The 18,725-nt window shown below is 48.1% G+C and carries 17 protein-coding genes; 6 read left to right on the forward strand and 11 right to left on the reverse strand.

Annotated elements, in window-relative coordinates; genetic code table 11:
* Positions 1-8 precede the first annotated feature (8 nt).
* The 5 genes from HZF10_RS13055 to HZF10_RS13075 form a co-directional block, all read right to left on the reverse strand.
* Positions 9-2,345, reverse strand: coding sequence for a CotH kinase family protein (locus HZF10_RS13055; protein ID WP_176006663.1), 2,337 nt, complete (start codon positions 2,343-2,345; stop codon positions 9-11).
* A gap of 250 nt (positions 2,346-2,595) precedes the next feature.
* Positions 2,596-3,135: a DUF4136 domain-containing protein gene (locus HZF10_RS13060; protein ID WP_176006664.1), complete on the reverse strand. Its 540-nt coding sequence runs from the start codon at positions 3,133-3,135 to the stop codon at positions 2,596-2,598.
* An 11-nt stretch (positions 3,136-3,146) separates the two neighbouring features.
* Positions 3,147-3,317: a hypothetical protein gene (locus HZF10_RS13065; RefSeq protein WP_176006665.1), complete on the reverse strand. Its 171-nt coding sequence runs from the start codon at positions 3,315-3,317 to the stop codon at positions 3,147-3,149.
* Position 3,318: 1 nt separating this feature from the next.
* Positions 3,319-5,313, reverse strand: coding sequence for a urocanate hydratase (hutU, locus tag HZF10_RS13070; protein ID WP_176006666.1), 1,995 nt, complete (start codon positions 5,311-5,313; stop codon positions 3,319-3,321).
* On the reverse strand, positions 5,310-5,489 hold the full coding sequence (locus HZF10_RS13075; RefSeq protein ID WP_176006667.1) for a C1orf53 family protein: 180 nt from the start codon (positions 5,487-5,489) through the stop codon (positions 5,310-5,312). The genes hutU and HZF10_RS13075 overlap by 4 nt, the downstream gene beginning before the upstream one ends.
* 29 nt (positions 5,490-5,518) lie before the next feature.
* Between HZF10_RS13075 and HZF10_RS13080 the strand changes: the two genes are divergently transcribed.
* Entirely contained in the window at positions 5,519-5,845 is a 327-nt protein-coding gene (locus HZF10_RS13080; protein WP_176006714.1) for a hypothetical protein, read from the forward strand.
* On the opposite strand, the gene HZF10_RS13085 is transcribed toward HZF10_RS13080, so the two are convergent.
* Entirely contained in the window at positions 5,846-7,636 is a 1,791-nt protein-coding gene (locus HZF10_RS13085) for a phage tail-like protein (RefSeq protein ID WP_176006668.1), read from the reverse strand. It abuts the gene before it with no gap.
* Between the two features lie 184 nt (positions 7,637-7,820).
* Between HZF10_RS13085 and HZF10_RS13090 the strand changes: the two genes are divergently transcribed.
* From HZF10_RS13090 to hemL, 4 genes are read left to right on the forward strand one after another with little or no spacing between them, the layout of a single operon-like run.
* On the forward strand, positions 7,821-9,641 hold the full coding sequence (locus HZF10_RS13090) for a DUF8693 domain-containing protein (RefSeq protein ID WP_176006669.1): 1,821 nt from the start codon (positions 7,821-7,823) through the stop codon (positions 9,639-9,641).
* 49 nt (positions 9,642-9,690) lie between these two features.
* The gene (locus tag HZF10_RS13095) at positions 9,691-10,584 is read left to right on the forward strand and encodes a 1-aminocyclopropane-1-carboxylate deaminase/D-cysteine desulfhydrase (protein WP_176006715.1); all 894 of its coding nucleotides are present in this window, start codon (positions 9,691-9,693) and stop codon (positions 10,582-10,584) included.
* Entirely contained in the window at positions 10,577-11,458 is an 882-nt protein-coding gene (locus HZF10_RS13100) for a glucosaminidase domain-containing protein (RefSeq protein ID WP_176006670.1), read from the forward strand. Before HZF10_RS13095 ends, HZF10_RS13100 begins: the two co-directional genes overlap by 8 nt.
* A gap of 1 nt (position 11,459) precedes the next feature.
* Positions 11,460-12,746 (forward strand): glutamate-1-semialdehyde 2,1-aminomutase, encoded by a 1,287-nt coding sequence (hemL, locus tag HZF10_RS13105; protein WP_176006671.1) that lies wholly within the window; start codon positions 11,460-11,462, stop codon positions 12,744-12,746.
* Positions 12,747-12,795: 49 nt separating this feature from the next.
* On the opposite strand, the gene HZF10_RS13110 is transcribed toward hemL, so the two are convergent.
* From HZF10_RS13110 to lysS, 4 genes are all read right to left on the reverse strand, one after another.
* Positions 12,796-13,122, reverse strand: a complete 327-nt coding sequence (locus tag HZF10_RS13110) for a hypothetical protein (RefSeq protein WP_176006672.1) — start codon at positions 13,120-13,122, stop codon at positions 12,796-12,798.
* Positions 13,123-13,201: 79 nt separating this feature from the next.
* Positions 13,202-13,645, reverse strand: coding sequence for a hypothetical protein (locus HZF10_RS13115; protein WP_176006673.1), 444 nt, complete (start codon positions 13,643-13,645; stop codon positions 13,202-13,204).
* Between the two features lie 126 nt (positions 13,646-13,771).
* The gene (locus tag HZF10_RS13120) at positions 13,772-15,280 is read right to left on the reverse strand and encodes a hypothetical protein (RefSeq protein WP_176006674.1); all 1,509 of its coding nucleotides are present in this window, start codon (positions 15,278-15,280) and stop codon (positions 13,772-13,774) included.
* A gap of 90 nt (positions 15,281-15,370) precedes the next feature.
* The gene (lysS, locus tag HZF10_RS13125) at positions 15,371-17,071 is read right to left on the reverse strand and encodes a lysine--tRNA ligase (RefSeq protein ID WP_176006675.1); all 1,701 of its coding nucleotides are present in this window, start codon (positions 17,069-17,071) and stop codon (positions 15,371-15,373) included.
* A gap of 249 nt (positions 17,072-17,320) precedes the next feature.
* Here lysS and lipB point away from each other — a divergent pair, with 249 nt between their 5' ends.
* Complete coding sequence (gene lipB, locus HZF10_RS13130; protein WP_176006676.1) at positions 17,321-18,070, forward strand: lipoyl(octanoyl) transferase LipB; 750 nt, start codon at positions 17,321-17,323, stop codon at positions 18,068-18,070.
* Here the strand turns inward: lipB and rnhB are convergent.
* Positions 17,988-18,632, reverse strand: a complete 645-nt coding sequence (gene rnhB / locus HZF10_RS13135) for a ribonuclease HII (RefSeq protein ID WP_176006677.1) — start codon at positions 18,630-18,632, stop codon at positions 17,988-17,990. The genes lipB and rnhB overlap by 83 nt on opposite strands.
* Positions 18,633-18,725 lie beyond the last annotated feature (93 nt).

Below are 18,725 nucleotides of genomic sequence, written 5' to 3' on the forward strand. Positions count from 1 at the left end.
GCTTTTTATTAGTGCCTGATGCTCAATTTCTTGGTCAGGCTTCCTATTTTGAGATAATATATTCCGGTGGCGAAACGGTCGGTCGCGATTTGCATTTCGGCCGTAATCGTGTTTTCGTAAAGTTTTTGTCCGAGAGCATTATATAATTCGATTTTTTGTCCGATGAGGTTATCCGAACCTTTGACGTTGACGATCGTATTGGCCGGATTCGGATAGATCACGAGCGAATGCAACGTTTGCGTCTCGACACCCAAACTTTCATTGTTGGCGTTAAACGTAGCCGCTTGCATCACCAAATCTCCGGTGCCATTCGGGATTCTCGCCGATGCGATGTTCGTCGACTGCGCTCCGAACGTATACGAATCCACAATATTCAACGCCGAATCGGACAATACGAGATCTTCTCCGTCGGCCGATAATTTCCAGCTTGCGTGAAGCGAGCCGTCCGCCGTTTCGTTATCGGCCCAAACGATCAGGTAACCGTGGGCGGCGATCGTCGTTCCCGAAGGAAAGGTCCATTTATCCAAATCCGAGGTATCGTCGGTCAAATGGAATCCGTTCAAATCGATACCGATTTCATTGTTGTTGTACAGCTCGATCCAATCTTCGAACTCGCCGGCTTCATCTGTATTTCCAGCCGAATTGCTCGCCATGAACTCGTTGATGACGACGCCGTTCGCGATTTGCGCAGCGGCCACCGTGTAGACGAAAATGTCGTGTTCGGCTCCTGTCGGCAGATACGAAACGGAAAGTGCCGTATTGTTCGCGATCGCTTCGATGTAATAGCGCACGAACGTATTGGCTTCGTAACCCGGAATCGAGGCCCCGAAAACCCCGTCGGAAGCCGCGCCGTCATTGTGAAGACCGTCGTCGAACATTTGTGTTGCCGTGAAATTCCCGACAACTCCCGTCGCGTAATACAAATTCACTTTGCTGATGCCGTTTGCAGAGGTGACCGACGCTTTGATTCGCGCTTGCTGGTTGGCTAAAGGCGCTTCGTATTGCACGTCCGATGTATTGTAATAAGGCGCGGAAGCGATTGTTGGGGCGACCTGGGCGACCTCGGTATTCGTCAACAGATAATTCCTGCGGTTGGTCACAAACGTCTTCAAAGCCGGAACGCCGCTCGTGTATTGGGCCGTCGTGTACAATTTTTTAGGGTCGGATGCGACCAGCGCACTGATTTGGGCGTTCATTTCGTCTACGATTGTCGTGGCATTCGCAGTCGTGAACGTTTCGTTCAGAATGGTTCGGTAATGTGCCAGGTAACGCTGTCTCCATTGCGGGATGTTGAGCAATTTGTACAGTAACGGATAATTTGCGTTCGTGGCATTCTTGAACGGACCCCAACTCGCACTTGTGGCGGCTTCGGTGAGGAAAGTCGAATTTCCGTCGTATTCCAAAGGCGTGGTACGTCCGGTTTCGGGTTCGTAATAGATCATGTAATCCATTTTGCCCTTCATGATGTAGGAATCGTCGTCCGCAAAAATGTTTTCGCACGCCAAAAACCACAACGCTTTGTCGACATCGACAGCCGTTTTTACGGTTTCCATATTCGCTGCCGAAGCCGTGCTCAACACTTGTGTCGCGTTGAGCAGTTTTTGCCACGGATACGAAATATCGCTCGATTTGAGGCTGTAATAATTCTTGTAGCTCAACGTGTCGGCGCCGAGGTAGTTCATCCCGGCCGTGCCGTCTCCCCAACCGCCGCCGGGTCCGCCGCTTCCGGTTTCTTCGGTCGTGGCTCTGAAACGCGCGCCGTCGTTGCTCAGGAACCACTCGTCCAAAAAGGTTTTGTCTACAGATTGTACGTTCGGATAAATGCCCCAATCCTGATTGTTGAGGTATAAATGCACGTAATTTCCTTTCGCGATAGGCGTGTGGCGACGCGCCATACGGTTGTACAACACTTCGCGCATGAACGTCGCGTCCTGATGGGCGTTGTTGAACTTGAGGTTCTTGTAGCCCATAATGGTTTGGTCGGCATTGACGAAATCGGAACTGATCGCGAACGATTTCTTCTGTGAAGTGCCGATGGTCGTATAGGAGGTGTTTCCGCGGAAGCGCACGCCAACGTCGGCATAGGTCGTGCCGTCTATGGTCATCGATGCCGGGATTTCGGTCTCGCTCGCGTAATTGTTCGTGAGCAACGTCCAGTAATTGGTTTGGGCGAAATTGAGATAGACGTTTCGGATTACGGTGCGATCGTAAAGTCCGGTCGGAGCTTCGCCACCGGTGTAAAGAATCCTGCCGTCTGCGGAATAATGCATTTCTGAAGGCAAAGTCTGCGCTTGGGTTTCCGGATAAAACGCAAACAAGGCAACGCAAAGTAGAAGTTTTTTCATTTTGTCGTTCATTTAGGTTAAATCTGGATTCGGGGCAGCATTCGTGGTAAGCGACAAATGTAAATTTAACGTTACGTCATTTGAAAATTTTTGAGGTAAACGGATGATTTTAAGAGGTAATGGGATTTTTGGAAGAATTCGAAATCATGGAAAATGACAAACCTCAAAGGTTTTGAAAAACCTTTGAGGTTTACCAAAATACAAAAAAACCAATCTATCCGATTACAGTTTTCCTGTAGTAAATCTTAAATTATTTTTTCGGTTGAGGCGGATATTTCTCAAGGATTTTAGAAACGAATTCCTTGACGCGTTCCTCTTTTTTCTCCATGTCTTTCGTCAACACGCCTTCACCTTCGCCTTGCCAGACGAGCTCTTTTTTCTTGGCGTCGATGAGGTCGATGAACAAAGTGCCTTCGGTATACGTATTGACCGAAGTGTTTCCGCCCCACATGTAAGGATTCCAGCCGTAACCCCAACCATAACCCCAACCAGCGTTGTAAGTATTCACATCGACTTGTTGGCGCGCTTTGGTGAAGATGTTCACAAGCAGATCGGGTTTTTCGCTTTTGGTGAAGCCTTTTGCCGTCATAGTTTCTTCGATCGCGCGCATGATACGTTTCTTGTCAAGATCGGAAATCTCTACTTTGTCGATGCCCGATTTGTAGAATGCGTAGGTTTTGTACTGGCCGAAATCGGCGTTTTTGTCGTAATCGGTATAAACGCGTACCGAACAGCACGAGCCGGCGACGAACAGCACCAGCAACACAGGTAATAGTTTTATAGTTTTCATAGCAGATTGATTTACAGTTTGTTTTCACGCTTTTCACGAAAATTCCTGACAATCGCCATGATGTTGAGCACGATCGAGATCAACAGCGCCAAACACTTCAAAAACATGTTGTCCATGATCATCGCCAGAGGCAAAAATCCGGTTCCCATGATAAGAAGCGATATGCTGTTGAGTTTTTCCATGTCAGAGATTTTCCAGAAGACCGTCATCGACGAGATTCGGAAGCGTCACCTTGAGTAAAGGTTCGTGTTCCATCGCACGTTTGATGGCGAAAATAGCCTCGTCGTTCCTTGCCCAGCTTCGTCGGGAAATTCCGTTGTTCACGTCCCAGAAAAGCATGGATTTCAGGCGCTTGGAAGCTGCTTCAGAACCATCAAGAACCATGCCGAATCCGCCATTTATGACTTCGCCCCAACCGACTCCGCCGCCGTTGTGGATGCTTACCCAAGTCGCACCACGGAAGCTGTCACCGATGACGTTATGGATGGCCATATCGGCTGTGAAACGAGAGCCGTCGTAAATGTTCGACGTCTCGCGGTATGGGGAATCCGTGCCTGAAACGTCGTGATGGTCGCGTCCCAAAACCACATATCCGATTTCGCCTTTGGCAATCGCCTGGTTGAACGCTTCGGCAATTTTGGTGCGTCCGTCGGCATCGGCATATAGAATACGCGCTTGAGACCCGACGACGAGCTTGTTTTGTTGTGCGCCTTTGATCCAACGGATGTTGTCTTCCATCTGTTGCTTGATTTCGGAAGGAGCGGTTTTCGCCATTTCTTCCAAAACGGACAAAGCGATTGCGTCCGTTTTCGCCAGATCTTCTGGATTGCAAGACGTACAAACCCATCGGAAAGGCCCGAATCCGTAGTCGAAACACATAGGACCCAAAATGTCCTGCACGTAACTCGGATATTTGAAATCGATGCCGTTCGCAGCAAAAATGTCAGCACCGGCGCGTGAACATTCGAGTAAAAATGCATTTCCGTAATCGAAAAAATATGTGCCTTTCGCTGTGTGTTTGTTTACTGCGGAAGCATGTCTGCGCAACGATTCCTGAACTTTTTGTTTGAATAATTCCGGTTGTTCGGCCATCATCGCCACGGCTTCGTCAAACGAAACGCCTACGGGATAATAACCGCCTGCCCAAGGATTGTGAAGAGAAGTCTGGTCCGATCCCAAATCGATATATAGATTTTCGGAATCGAACTTTTCCCAAACCTCGACCACGTTGCCTTGATAGGCGATCGAAACCGTTTCTTTATTCGCTTTCGCAGATTTGACGCGGGTTACGAGTGCATCCAGATCGGTGATGACTTCATCGACCCAACCTTGCGAATGGCGCGTGTGGACGGCTTTCGGGTTCACTTCGGCACAAACCGTGATCACTCCGGCGATTTTTCCGGCTTTGGGTTGGGCGCCGCTCATTCCTCCTAAGCCTGAAGTGACGAACAATTTTCCGCTCAAATCCTCTCCGTTTTTAGCGATTTTGCGACCCGCGTTCATCACGGTGATAGTCGTTCCGTGTACGATGCCTTGAGGCCCGATGTACATGTAACTTCCGGCGGTCATCTGGCCGTATTGCGTCACGCCGAGCGCGTTGAATTTTTCCCAATCGTCGGGTTTGGAGTAATTCGGGATCATCATGCCGTTCGTGACGACGACTCTTGGCGCTTCTTTATGCGACGGGAAAAGTCCCATCGGATGACCCGAATACATGACAAGCGTCTGCTCGTCGGTCATTTCGGCGAGATATTTCATCGTGAGGCGATATTGCGCCCAATTCGAGAACACCGCGCCGTTTCCGCCGTAAGTGATTAATTCGTGAGGATGTTGCGCCACGGCATAATCCAAATTGTTCTGGATCATGAGCATTATGGCTTTTGCCTGTTCGCTTTTCCCGGGATAATCGGCAAGCGGGCGCGCTTTCATTTCATAATCGGGACGAAGGCGGTACATGTAAATGCGGCCGTAGGTATTGAGTTCGTCCGAAAACTCCTTTGCAAGTACCGCGTGGTCTTTGTTGTCGAAATAACGCAAAGCGTTGCGGATTGCGAGTTTTTTCTCGTCCGCCGACAAAATTTCCTTGCGTTTCGGCGCGTGGTTGATTTGCGGTTCGTAAGGTTTCGGCAGAGGCAATATCGAAGGGATTCCTTCTAAAATCTGTTCTTGGAATGTCATTTTTTCCTGAATGTATTCGTGTTTTTGTCGTATCCGTAAGGGCAATGACGGCATCCGCTTCGGCAGCAATAACCGCGCTTGAGATGGTATTTTTCGGTGAACACCTTGAAGCCTTCGGGCGTGAGATAGTAATCTTCGCCTTCGATTAATTGATTTGCCTGATTTTCGCGTGTCATTAGCCACAAATTTAGGATATTTGAAAGCAATGATAGTTATCGTTGCGAAATATTTAATTCCGAAGGGTTTTGTGGGGTTGACGCTGTTTCCGTTCGTGTTGCTCGGGTCGGAAAAAGGTCGCGACAATGCCGTTTTGCTCAACCACGAACGCATCCATCTTTTTCAACAACGCGAATTGCTTGTGTTGCCTTTCTTTTTGTGGTACGGATTTGAATATTTGCTGCGTTTGATCCAGTATCGCGATCGGAAGTTGGCTTATAGGAACATCTGTTTCGAACGTGAAGCCTATGCCAACGAAAAAAGCCCGGACTATTTGAAATCGCGGGCTTTATGGAAGTTTATAAGCTATCTGTGATTATTTGGTCTCGTTTTTCTTAGGGCGCGAACTGATTTTTTTCGCCTGATTTTGTGTTTCTACATAAGTCGTGAATCCGGCAGGCATTTCGGCAGGCTTGTAATTGCGTTTCTGCTCTTCCTGAAATTTCACGTTCTCATTGTAATCGACAGGCGGAGGCGTCGCGTATTGGCTGTATTTTCGCGTGTCTCCTTCGCCCCAAACGGGATCGTTCCCGAATCTGTGGTCTTGGAAATTCAGGCGTTTTGCCATGATGCGATATGAAAATGCGATGTTCGATGTGCCGCCGTTTTTCTCTTTCACGGTAAATCCGTCTTTTCCTATTGTCACGTAAAGACCGTTCGAATCGCCTTCTTCCTGAAGAAAGACACTCATCGGATGCGTGTCGTCTATAAAAACGGTTTCGATAAACATCGGATCGAGTTTTATTTCGACCGATCCGTTCACAAGTCGCGCGCGTCCGATATCCTCGAACCAAACTCCGGGCGTTTCGGTCACGTAAAGCAATTGGTTTCCTTTGCTCGTACCTACACTGGCCGATTTCGTACCGTTTGCGATGACGTGGTTTCCGTTGAAATAACCGCTGTAATTGGAATTGTTCGCACGCCATCCGACTACCGCGATATCGTTGTTTCCCGTAGGCACGCCGCCGCCGAACCCGATTCCCATAAGGCCGATTCCGTATCCGAAACCATTGTAATTGCCCTGCACGCCAATTTGACGATTGCCCGAGCCGTTTCCGGAATAGCCGCTTACGCCGATCCTTACGCCTGTCGTGGATGAGCCCGTGTATTGTCCGGTCACACCGGTTGGCGTATTCGTTCCGGTAGCCGCGCCGAAACTGTTGCCCAAAATTCCCGATCCTACTCCGGAATAGGTAGTTCCTTCGAGAGCGGAATAAGAAGTGCCCGTATTCGAAGCTTCGGCATAAATGGCAGAGCCTGATGTTTGGTTGTTATAGCCGTTGATGCCGTAGTTGTACGTGGCTGTAGCCGTAGCCGTAAATAAATCGACTGCATCGGGAGCGGTCGTGTTTACGCCTACTTGCCCTGTCGATAGGATGCGCATGCGTTCGGTTGCCGCTGTCGAGAAGTTGAGCGTGTTTGCCCCGGAACTCCAAATGCCTGTGTCCGGGTCTGCGTTGAACGAATAGAAAGGCGCGCCCGTGCTTCCCAATCCCATGGCGTAGACTTGCATGGCGTTCGGGATGCGGAGCTTTTCCGTCCCATTCGTCGCAAAACCGATATTGGAAGTCGCCGGCATGAACATCCCGGTATTCGTGCTTCCTGTCCAGCTGTAACTTGGGCCGTTTACCGAACCCGTGCCGTAAGATTGCAGCGTTCCCAACGTATTGCTGATGTTAAAACGGTCGTTCGAATTGGTCTTGAATCGTATGTCTTGGCCATCTGTCGTACCGATAAAATTCGTTCCCGCAGTCGTTCCTGAATTTCCCAAAAGTGCCCATTGGTTGGTCGTTGCGCTTCCTATTTCTTTCCAGGAAGTGCCTTGCCAGTAGTAAAATCCGGGCGTGACGTTATTGGGCGAAACTCCAGATGTAGCAATGTTCCAGACAAGCGTCCCGTCAATCGGAGTTCCGCCTCCGTTAGGGTTTACGACGGGTGCGGATGCGTTTTTTGCAGTGAGGTTCACACGCGGTATCAAAATACCGTTCGTTACCGATGTAATATCCAAAGCACCTTGAGGAACCGTGGTGCCTACACCGACTTGCGCCATGACGTTCATCGATACGAAAAACAAGGCGTAACACAAAAGGGGATAGTTCTTCTTCATAATCCTTTCAATTATAGTGAGTTGTATAATAAAATTATCTGTTACTAAAATCCTTACACCATAAAATCGATGAACGACGTTGAAACTCGACAAAGGCCTAAAAATCAGGTTTTCGTAAGATTTTGTTTTGGAAAATGCTGATTTTAAGGGCGTAATGTTGTACTTTAGTAAAAATTTTCTTCCCATGAAAAAGACCATTACTTTTCTTGTGATGCTGTTGTCTGCCGGATCGTTCGCCCAACTTTACGTCAGTCCCAACAGCTACGTGTATGCCAACGACCAGTTGGTGTTCGTCAAGCAAGATGTCAACCTACAAAACAGCGGGAATCTTTATTTGCGCAATGGTTCGCAATTGCTTCAAGGTGTAAGCGGTACTTCTACGAATTCGGGAGCTGGGAAGCTTTCGGTTTTCCAGGAAGGTACCGTCGATAATTTTGAGTATAATTATTGGTGTTCGCCTGTCGGAAACGCATCGGCCACATCGGGGAACGAGAATTTCGGGATCACGATGCTCAACCAGCCGACTGGATTGATTACGAGCAATGCCGCAACTATTCTTCCGATGAATAATCTTAATGGACAGTCAAATCCGCTTTCGATATCACCATATTGGATTTACAAGTTCATTACCTCGAACAATTATTCCCAATGGGTTGCCGTGAATTCGGCCTCGACTTTGGCCGCCGGACAAGGTTTTACGATGAAAGGTACGGCTGGTTCGGATGCGACCACGGTGCAAGGCGTTCAAAATAACCCAGGCGCAAACCAGCGTTATGATTTCCGTGGGAAACCGAATGACGGGGATATCAACATTAGTGTGGCTTTAGACCAATGGACGCTTACGGGAAACCCATATCCTTCGGCTATCAATCTTTCCCAATTCCTTACGAATGCGACGAATTCTACGGGAATCGCTTATTTCTGGGAACAGGATAAGACATTGAACACACACGTTTTGGTCGGATATTCTGGCGGTTACGGCGCATATTCACCGGTGACCATGATGGGCCCGGGCATTTATACGCCGGCGGTTTTCTATAATTACGACATCAGCGGGACTTTGATTCCCGGATCTACCGGAACGGGAGGCAATTACACGCGTTATTTCAGTCCGGTCGGACAAGGCTTCATGATTGTCGGAAACGGTGCTGGCCCGACGGTTACGATGAAAAACGAATACCGCGTTTTCCAGAAAGAAGACCCGACTTTGTCTACTTTCGAAAGACCGGCTTCTTTGAACTCCGTATCTACCGTGGGATATCCGAATTTGCCCGAAATCCCGAACGTCGCCGGATTCGATTATACAACGGTCAGTACGGCTCCTGTTCCACAAATCCGTTTTTCCGCTAAAGTGGGTCATGGCATCCGTTCGCTGGTAGCCGCTTTCGATCCTGCCGCCACCGACGGGCCGGATCATGCGATGGACGCCCAATCGGGAGATGCGAATGCGATCGATATGTATTTTGCGATGGACAACCGCGAGTACCTTATTTCGGTCATCGATTTCAACATCAATAAAACGCTTCCGTTAGGTCTTAGGAATAATGTGCAGACGACGTTCCAGATCACGATGAACGAAATGATCAATTTTGACGGGGCGCAGCACGTGTACGTACACGATAAACTCAACGAAACGTATTTCGAGATTACGAACGCGGTTTACGAAGTGACGATGCCGGCAGGAACAAACACCGACCGTTTCGAGCTCACATTCACCGATAGCGCTTTGAGTACGCCGCATCTGGATGCCGACAGTTTTTCTATCGTACAGAATAATCCGAAACAAGAACTCAATATCTCGAATCCGAACCATTACGAAATCAAGAACGTGATGCTGTATGACATGGCGGGCAGGCTTATATTCGAAAAGGCCAAACTAGGCGCTTTGGGCGAATACAGTTTTTCTACCGACGGTCTTAGCGAGGCGGTTTATATAGTGAAAATCATAACGGCCGACAATCGCGATATAGGACAGAAAATATCGGTTTACAGAACCAATAATTAACACAGAGCAGCTTACGGGCTGCTTTTTTTATGGGTAATTTTGCGTCGTGATCGCGAATCAGGAAATAAAATTGGCTTCTACCGATGTGCGTTTGTTCGTGAAGCGCGAAGATTTGCTGCATCCGACGATTTCCGGGAACAAATTTCGCAAGCTCAAGTACAATCTCGAGGCGGCTAAACTTCAAGGCAAGCAAACCTTGTTAACTTTCGGAGGTGCTTTTTCCAATCACATCGCCGCCGTAGCCGCTGCAGGTAAGGAATACGGCTTCAAAACAATCGGCATTATCCGAGGAGAGGAACTCGCTTCGCAAATACAAAATAATCCGACGCTGACTTTTGCCTCACAAAACGGCATGCGGCTCGAGTTTATCAACAGACAGGATTACCGACTGAAATCGGAAGAGGCATTTCTGGATACACTAGAATCAAGGTTTGGCGATGTTTTCGTTTTGCCCGAAGGCGGGACGAACACATTGGCCGTCAAGGGCTGTGAAGAAATTCTCGATACGCAAGATTTCGAGTTTGACTATATTTGCAGCGCCGTCGGAACCGGAGGCACGTTGGCCGGATTGGTCAACGCCTCGGCCCAAAACCAGAAAGTGTTGGGTTTTTCGGCTCTTAAAGGCGATTTTGATTCCGAAAACATAACCCGTTTTTCAACCAAAACCAATTGGGAAATCATAATCGATTACCATTTTGGCGGATACGCAAAGGTCGATGCAGCGCTCATCGGATTCATAAATCGGTTTTACGACGAAAATAAAATACAGCTCGACCCCGTTTATACGGGTAAGATGTTGTTCGGCCTTGAGGATATGATCGCCAAAGGACGATTCGCTCCTGGCACGAAAATCCTCGCTATCCACACGGGCGGATTACAGGGAATTGCCGGAATGAACCAACGATTGAAAAACAAGAACCTACACATACTATCACATGGCTAAGAAGCTCTTATTTCTTTTAACCATCCTTTTATTGGCGAGCTGCGGTTCGCAAAAACAAACGTCGTCGAGTTCAAGGCCGGTCGTGCGCAAACAAACGTCTACCGCCGCTACGCGCAAACCGAGAACGACAAAGCCTGTTACGAGACCGTCAGACAAAACCAAAACCGCATCGGGCGACACCCAAACGCTCGAAGCCGTTACACGTGTCAAGGTCACGAACGACATGATTTATGCGTACATCGATCGTTACAAAGGCATTGCCCAGAGCAATATGTCGCAATACGGAATTCCGGCGAGTATCATTTTGGCACAAGGGATTTTGGAATCGGGAGCCGGAACCGGACCGTTGAGTTCGTCTGCGAACAATCACTTCGGAATCAAATGCCACAAAGATTGGACAGGCGAAAGCGTGCGCCACGACGACGATTCGGAACAGGAGTGTTTCCGCAAATACCAAGATCCATCCGAATCCTATCGCGACCATGCGCTTTTCCTTACCGGAAGAAGCCGCTACGCCTCGCTTTTCGAATTGGACAAAGACGATTACAAAGGATGGGCGAGAGGCTTGAAAGCGGCAGGTTATGCGACCGATCCGAAGTATCCCGACAAACTTATAGGTCTTATCGAACGATTCGAGCTAGACAAACAGGACGCGCTCGTTTTGGGTAAAGATTACATCGCTCCGACACGTCAAACGCCGGTTGCGGAGACTTCGCAGGCAGTTGCCGACAATTCCGATTATTACGTCGTCACGAAAGGCGATACTTTATATTCCATCTCAAAACGTTTCAATCTTACGGTCGATGAGCTAAGAAGGCTTAACGATTTGGCAGACAATGCCATTTCAATCGGCCAGAATCTCAAAATAAAATAAAATGTTATACCAACGTAGCAGCCAACTATTCGTAGCGGCTGAACAGGTTATTCCCGGCGGAGTCAATTCTCCGGTCCGGGCTTTTCGCGCTGTAGGCGGAACCCCGATTTTCATGAAAAGCGCAAAAGGTGCGTACCTCACAGACGAGGACAACAAGCAATACATCGATTACATCAATTCCTGGGGTCCGATGATTTTGGGTCACGCCCATGAGCCGGTGGTCGAGGCGATTGTTGCCAAAGCCAAACTCGGTACTTCTTTCGGAACGCCGACGGAACTCGAGACCAAAATCGCCGAATTGGCCGTGAGTATGGTGCCAAACATCGACAAGATCCGGTTCGTGAATTCGGGAACGGAAGCTTGCATGAGCGCCGTGCGACTCGCAAGAGGTTATACCAAACGCGACAAGATCGTCAAATTCTCAGGCTGTTACCATGGGCATTCCGATTCGTTCTTGATCGCCGCGGGAAGCGGAGCGGTCACGTTCGGTACACCGAACAGTCCCGGAGTTACCGCAGGAACGGCCAAAGACACAATTCTGGCGCGTTATAACGACTTGGATAACGTATCCGAAATCATCGGTCAGAATCAAGGTGAAATCGCGGCAATCATTATAGAACCCGTTGCCGGGAACATGGGGTGCATCCCGCCGAAACAAGGTTTTTTGCAAGGTTTGAGAAATCTGTGCGACGCAAACGGTATCCTTTTGATTTTCGATGAGGTCATGACCGGTTTCCGACTCGCAAAAGGTGGCGCGCAAGAACTTTTCGGGATAAAAGCCGATATCGTGTGCTTCGGAAAAGTCATTGGCGGCGGATTGCCTGTAGGCGCGTTTGCCGCAAGTAGTGAAATCATGAACTATCTCGCTCCGATCGGCCCTGTTTACCAAGCCGGGACACTTTCGGGGAATCCGTTGGCGATGGCTGCGGGTTATGCGATGCTTCAGGCGATAAATGCCGATTCCGGACTATTCCAAAGATTGGAAGAAAAGACGGCTTATCTCGAAAACGGTTTGCGCAAAGTCTTGTCTGAAAAAGGAATTGCGTATACGATCAATCGCGTGGGTTCGATGATTTCGGTACACTTTGATGCCGATCCCGTATACGACTTCCAAACGGCCGCAAAAGGCGATAACGAAAGCTTCCGCAAGTTCTTCCACGGATTACTCGAAAGAGGCGTTTACATCGCGCCATCGGCCTACGAGACGTGGTTCTTATGCGACGCGCTCACATACGAAGATCTCGACGATACGATAAAGGCCGCAGCCGAAGTGGCCGAAACCTTATAAAACAAAAAATCCCGCCTTGTGAGCGGGATTTTTTTATTCATGAAATCTCTTAGTGAGTCAATTTTTCGAGAAGCGCTTTGTTTGCACGCAATTTCTCCATTTGAGCAGGCTCCAAAGTACCTTCGATCTTGCGCTCCATGATAACGGAAACTTCTTTCTTTCTCTCGGCACTTAGGTTGGGATCAGCCATCATTTCGTGCTTGTACTGGAAAAGTTTGCTGAAATTCTCCAAGTCTGAGCTGTTAAGCTTTAGGTAATCTACAAGCTCGACGGCTTCCTGACGACCTTTAGATTCTGGCGACACTTTCTTGTCCTGAGCTTGGGCAGAAAGGCTGAAAGCCAGCATAAACGTGAAAATAGCGAGTATTTTTTTCATTTTGGAATTTGTTTTTTCGTGAAAAATAGATTCCAAATCTAACGGATTAAATCCAAAGGGCAAAATTTATTTTTGTGTTTTAATCCTGTGGCTCAGGCCCTTTTTTTGGACGGTCGTGCATGCCTTTTCTAAATTGGGCTTTTCTGTGGCTGTCCATTTTTTCCCATTTGGCGAATTGCTCCTCATTTAGGATTTTCTTCATTTTAGCGCGATTTTCAATCTGGGCGTCGAGCCTTTTGCTTTTCATCGCGTAGACTTCGTCGGCCGTCGGTTTCGTTTTCTTGTCGCGGGCTTCTTTCATTTTGGACATGGCTTCGGCTCTTCTGGTTTCCTGATCGGCTATGATCTTGGCCATTTCCTTTTGTTGGGCAGCGGTCAGATCGAGCTTCAATGTCATTTGCTTCAGACGAAGGTCGTTGCGTTGCTCTGCGGTCAATTCCACACGGTTTTCGCGTTTGTGTCGCGGTTCGTGTTTTTCCTGGCTAAATCCGATGCTCCCGACGAGGATCAAAACGGTCATCATTACATTCTTTATTGTTTCTTCGGTTTTAAAGTTTAGCATAGGACGAATGCTTTCGCAAAGGGTTTAACGTCAGCGATATATTTGTGTTTCCGTTAACAAAAAAGGGCCTTGAAAAAGCCCTTGTTGTTAGAATGTCAGATATCCGTATCGTTCGTTGTAGCCTGAACTCGAACGCACGATGTACTTGTCGTCGCTGAGTTTGAGCAAAACCGAAGTATCGAGGTCGAAATCTTCGAGCCATTGCCTGTTTCCGTAATCGTATCTCGGTTCAAGGCCGGTGTTTTTGAGCACTTGCTTGTTCTTGAGCTTTCCACTCGAATCGTATGTTTCCATGATGATGGCACGGTCGAGTTTGCTGTGCTTTTCATCGAATTCGAATTTTTGCAGATCCTGGTACATGATCGACAATTCGCCTTTGCGGATGAAATACAGGCACGACAGGAATTTGCCGTTGTCGTTTTCGGTTCCCGTTTGTTCGTCGTTTATTTCGTTGAAGAAATCGAGCTTTCCGGTCGCGTCGTCCAGTCTCGCGAAAGCATAGCCGAGGTTGTTGTAATTGTAAGTGGTCTGGAGCTCGAACGCGTTTCCGGGAACGGGCTTGGTTTTTTTGTTTTCGACGCGTTTGTCGGCGAGGATCCAGGTTTTTCCGTTTTCGTGGACGATGTCCTTTACGTTAAGTCCGGTTTCGGCAATTTCATTCACCGTCGTGTACACGTTTTTATTGTCTTTGTCGAATTTGGCCGCGTATATAGCCGACGCCGGATTGCTGCCGCGATACACTTGCACGGCTTTCGATCCGACACGTGTAGCGAATCCTTGCAGATAGAAATTCCCGTCGTTGAACCAGCCTTTAGTAAAATACAATTGATGGTCGTTTTCGAGTTTGAGAGAGGTTTCGGTCATCGTATCCGATTTTCCGTCCCAATAGTATAAATTGCGGAAAGGCTTCTGTTTGGCGAGGTCGATATTGCGCACTACATAGATTCTTCCGTCGTCAGAAACCGAAATCTCGAACTCGTCCGATTTGGCTTTGTTCAGATAAGGCGTCTGATATGAAATCTCTTTTACCAATTTTCCCGACTCGTCCACCAACGCGAGGTTGATTTTCTCATTGTCTTTCTTGTCGACGAAAAATCGCTTGAGCACGGCAAAGTATTTCCTGCCTTGCGATTGTGCGACGATATATTCCGAATTTTTGACCGGAATTCCCGTTACCCTGAACTTCTCCGATTTATTGCCCGTGCTGATGTCGACAGGCTGCGCGAAAAGCGTGCGTTCTTTGGTTTTTCCGTCCCATTCTTCAAGAAAACTCAGGTAGTTTTCGCCTTTGGTCGGAAACATCGCAATGTGCGTAAGCATAGCTTTTCCCATTGCGGGTTGCTCGACGCTGATGTCGTAATGGTCTTCGGGTTTGAAATTGTCGCCGAGATAGGTGTCTATCGTCACGTCGCGATTGAACAGATTGTCGTTGTAACGCGACATGACGCGGTAAAGGTAATTTCCGTCCTTTACGTGCGAAACTTCGGTCTCGTTTTCATTTTTGGCCCTGGCTTCGGTTTCCCATTTGAATTTTTGGGCGGTCGATTGCAGATGGGCACCAAAAATCAAAGCGGCCAAAAGGATTTTCATCTTCATAGGTCTTTCTTTTTATTGGCGCCAAAAGTAAACAAAATCGGCAGACTAAAACCGAAGCCTTAATCTGCCGATTGATATAGGTGTTAAATGTCAATGTTGGAAAACGACGGTCTTGGTGTCGCCTTCTACGATAACCTTTACGAGTCCGTGTTTTGAAAGCCCTTTCATCGCGGCATCCCATTTTTTTCCGCTGAGCCCGGCTTGTGTTTTCAACGCATCGAGCGCGAGCGATTTGGTCGCTTTCAGGATTTCCGAAACCAGTTTTTCCTCGTCGGTCAATTGGATCGCTTTCTTCTCCGGACGCATCTGAGGGAAGAAAAGCACTTCCTGTATCGAAGAATTGTTCGTCAAAAACATGATCAGACGATCCATTCCGATTCCCATTCCCGAAGTTGGCGGCATTCCGTATTCGAGCGCGCGAAGGAAGTCGTTATCGATGAATTGTCCGGCTTCCTCGTCTCCGCGTTCAGCCAGTTTGAGTTGAGCTTCGAAGCGTTCGCGCTGGTCGATCGGGTCGTTGAGCTCGGAATAGGCGTTCGCGATTTCCTTTCCGCAGACCATCAATTCGAAACGCTCGGTCAGATCCGGGTTGTCGCGGTGCGATTTGCAAAGCGGCGACATTTCTTTCGGATAATCGGTGATGAAAGTCGGTTGGATGAAATTGCCTTCGCACTTGGCGCCGAAAATCTCGTCGATGAGTTTGCCTTTGCCCATGGTTTCGTCTACTTCGATTCCCATGCTTTTGGCGGCTTCGAATAATTCGGCCTCGGATTTGCCCGAAATGTCGAAACCTGTGTATTTGATGATGGCGTCGGTCATCGTGACTCTTGCGTATGGTGCTTTGAAGTCGACTTCGTGTTCGCCGAATTTCGCTTTCGACGTTCCGTTGACGGCAATCGCGCAAGATTCGAGCAATTGCTCGCAGAAATCCATCATCCAGTTATAATCTTTATACGAAACGTAGATTTCCATGGCCGTGAATTCCGGATTGTGCGTGCGGTCCATGCCTTCGTTGCGGAAGTTTTTCGAGAATTCGTAAACGCCGTCGAATCCGCCCACGATCAAACGCTTCAAATACAGCTCGTTCGCGATACGCATATATAAAGGTATGTCGAGCGAGTTATGGTGCGTGACGAACGGACGAGCCGATGCGCCACCCGGAATCGGTTGCAAAATCGGGGTTTCGACTTCGAGGTAACCTCGATCGTTGAAGAACGAACGCATCGCATTGAACAGTTTCGTTCTTTTCACGAAGGTTTCCTTCACATAATCGTTTACGGTCAAATCGACGTAACGGCGGCGGTAGCGCTGTTCGGCATCGGCGAAAGCGTCGTGCACTTTTCCGTCGGCATCGGTTTTTACTACCGGAAGCGGACGAAGCGCTTTGGCCAGGATCTTGAGTGAAGTCACATGGACCGAGATTTCGCCAACCTGCGTCTTGAATACTTTTCCGGTCACGCCGATGAAGTCTCCGATGTCGAGCAGTTTTTTGAACAGGACATTATAAGCGGTCTTTTCTTCGTCGTCCGAAATGTCGTCGCGCGAAATGTAGACCTGGATACGGCCTTCGGAATCCTTGAGTTCTGCAAAAGAGGCTTTACCCATGATGCGCTTGCCCATAAGGCGTCCGGCGAGGGTCACTTCTTTTCCTTCGAAAGATTCGAAATCGTCCTGTATCTGCTTGGAAAGTGCGGTCACGTTGAATTGTTCGGCCGGATAAGGCTCAATTCCCATGTTGCGCAATTCGGCAAGGGCTTCGCGTCGCAGTATTTCCTGTTCTGATAATGCCATTTTACTTCTGATTTTTAGGCGGCAAAGATAGGCAATGTCGCTGATTTTTGAAAGATGGTTTTTGAGACGGTTTTCGGGAAGGATTTGTGAGGGATGGTTTGTGTTGGGGAAAATTTTTTTTGGGTTCCGAGCGCAGTCGAGGAACCCAAAAAGATTGCAACGGAAAACGAAGCAAGGTCTTAACCTGAACGAATTTGCGAGCTCCTGACAAAGAGAACAAAAATGCTGTTTTGTGCGTATCTTTGCGCCATGAATAAAAAAGTCGTCATTCAGGATTTGGGCGTCAAGCCGTACAAGGAAACCTGGGATTATCAGGAAGAACTTTTTCAAGGGATCGTCGATGCGAAATTGCGCAACAAAAACGAAGGCCTGTCTTTAGATACGCCGAACTACTTTTTGTATGTAGAGCATCCGCACGTTTATACTTTGGGGAAAAGCGGCGATTTCGAAAACCTGCTGCTCAACGAAAAACAGTTGGAAGCGAAGGGCGCGACTTTTTATAAGATCAACCGCGGCGGTGACATCACATATCACGGACCGGGACAGATCGTCGGTTATCCTATACTCGATCTTGAAAACTTTTTCACCGATATCCATAAGTATTTGCGTCTGCTTGAAGAGACGATCATCCTTACTTTGGCCGAATACGGCTTGAAAGGCGACAGGAGTGAAGGCGAGACAGGTGTCTGGCTTGGCGTCGGAACGCCTTTCGCAAGAAAAATATGTGCCTTTGGCGTCCGTGCTTCGCGTTGGGTGACCATGCATGGGTTTGCACTTAATGTGAATGCCGATCTGGGTTACTTCGACAATATCATCCCATGCGGGATTCGTGGCAAGGGCGTTACGTCTTTAAATGTGGAATTGGATGTTTCTGAAATTCCGCTCGAGGAAGTGAAATCTAAAATCCTTAAACATTTCAGCGCGTTATTTTCAGCCGAACTCCTTGAAAACTCATATCTTCTTCAAAATCCAGTTCCAGTTGATCAGGTAAAAGTTTGAACGACATACGATGGTATTTCGTGACGCCGTATTTGCGGATGGCGTCGCGGTGCTCTTCGGTCGGATAGCCTTTGTTCTGTTTCCAGTTGTACATCGGGAATTCCTCGTGTATCTTCAGCATGTATGCATCTCTATAAGTCTTGGCCAAAACGGAGGCCGCGGCTATACTCAGGTATTTGCTGTCGCCCTTGACGATACAATTGTGTGGGATGTTTCCAACCTTTTTGAATCTATTCCCATCTACTATAATATGTAAAGGCGCAGGATTGAGTTTTAGGACGCATTCCTGCATGGCTTTTATTGATGCGTTAAGAATGTTGATTTCGTCTATGACGGAATGGTCGAGGTGGGTGACGGAATAACAAAGGGCGTGTTCTTCTATGAACGGACGCAATCCGTCGCGTTGTTTTTCTGAAAGTTGTTTGGAGTCGTTAAGCAAAGGATTTTCAAAGTGTTCGGGAAGTATGACCGCAGCTGCGGTTACAGGACCGGCGAGACAGCCTCTTCCGGCTTCGTCTGTACCAGCTTCGAACAAATGTTCTGAAAACCTTCTGATTAACATTAATTTAAAATTTCAGCAAAATTAGCAAAATGACGCAACCTTTTCCAAAAGTATACATCTATGCAATAGTTATTTGCAGAAATGTTACTGTTT

Source organism: Flavobacterium agri, assembly GCF_013401995.1.
GTDB classification, from domain to species: domain Bacteria; phylum Bacteroidota; class Bacteroidia; order Flavobacteriales; family Flavobacteriaceae; genus Flavobacterium; species Flavobacterium agri.

What these genes read in the sequence shown, in the direction of transcription:
- hutU (WP_176006666.1), bottom strand. Translation starts at nt 5,313, where the DNA reads ATGACATTCCAAGAACAGATTTTAGAAGGAATCCCTTCGATATTGCCT.
- HZF10_RS13100 (WP_176006670.1), top strand. Translation starts at nt 10,577, where the DNA reads ATGGCTAAGAAGCTCTTATTTCTTTTAACCATCCTTTTATTGGCGAGC.
- HZF10_RS13115 (WP_176006673.1), bottom strand. Translation starts at nt 13,645, where the DNA reads ATGATGACCGTTTTGATCCTCGTCGGGAGCATCGGATTTAGCCAGGAA.
- lipB (WP_176006676.1), top strand. Translation starts at nt 17,321, where the DNA reads ATGAATAAAAAAGTCGTCATTCAGGATTTGGGCGTCAAGCCGTACAAG.
- lysS (WP_176006675.1), bottom strand. Translation starts at nt 17,071, where the DNA reads ATGGCATTATCAGAACAGGAAATACTGCGACGCGAAGCCCTTGCCGAA.
- rnhB (WP_176006677.1), bottom strand. Translation starts at nt 18,632, where the DNA reads ATGTTAATCAGAAGGTTTTCAGAACATTTGTTCGAAGCTGGTACAGAC.
- HZF10_RS13055 (WP_176006663.1), bottom strand. Translation starts at nt 2,345, where the DNA reads ATGAAAAAACTTCTACTTTGCGTTGCCTTGTTTGCGTTTTATCCGGAA.
- HZF10_RS13085 (WP_176006668.1), bottom strand. Translation starts at nt 7,636, where the DNA reads ATGAAGAAGAACTATCCCCTTTTGTGTTACGCCTTGTTTTTCGTATCG.
- hemL (WP_176006671.1), top strand. Translation starts at nt 11,460, where the DNA reads ATGTTATACCAACGTAGCAGCCAACTATTCGTAGCGGCTGAACAGGTT.
- HZF10_RS13080 (WP_176006714.1), top strand. Translation starts at nt 5,519, where the DNA reads ATGATAGTTATCGTTGCGAAATATTTAATTCCGAAGGGTTTTGTGGGG.
- HZF10_RS13110 (WP_176006672.1), bottom strand. Translation starts at nt 13,122, where the DNA reads ATGAAAAAAATACTCGCTATTTTCACGTTTATGCTGGCTTTCAGCCTT.
- HZF10_RS13065 (WP_176006665.1), bottom strand. Translation starts at nt 3,317, where the DNA reads ATGGAAAAACTCAACAGCATATCGCTTCTTATCATGGGAACCGGATTT.
- HZF10_RS13090 (WP_176006669.1), top strand. Translation starts at nt 7,821, where the DNA reads ATGAAAAAGACCATTACTTTTCTTGTGATGCTGTTGTCTGCCGGATCG.
- HZF10_RS13060 (WP_176006664.1), bottom strand. Translation starts at nt 3,135, where the DNA reads ATGAAAACTATAAAACTATTACCTGTGTTGCTGGTGCTGTTCGTCGCC.
- HZF10_RS13120 (WP_176006674.1), bottom strand. Translation starts at nt 15,280, where the DNA reads ATGAAGATGAAAATCCTTTTGGCCGCTTTGATTTTTGGTGCCCATCTG.
- HZF10_RS13075 (WP_176006667.1), bottom strand. Translation starts at nt 5,489, where the DNA reads ATGACACGCGAAAATCAGGCAAATCAATTAATCGAAGGCGAAGATTAC.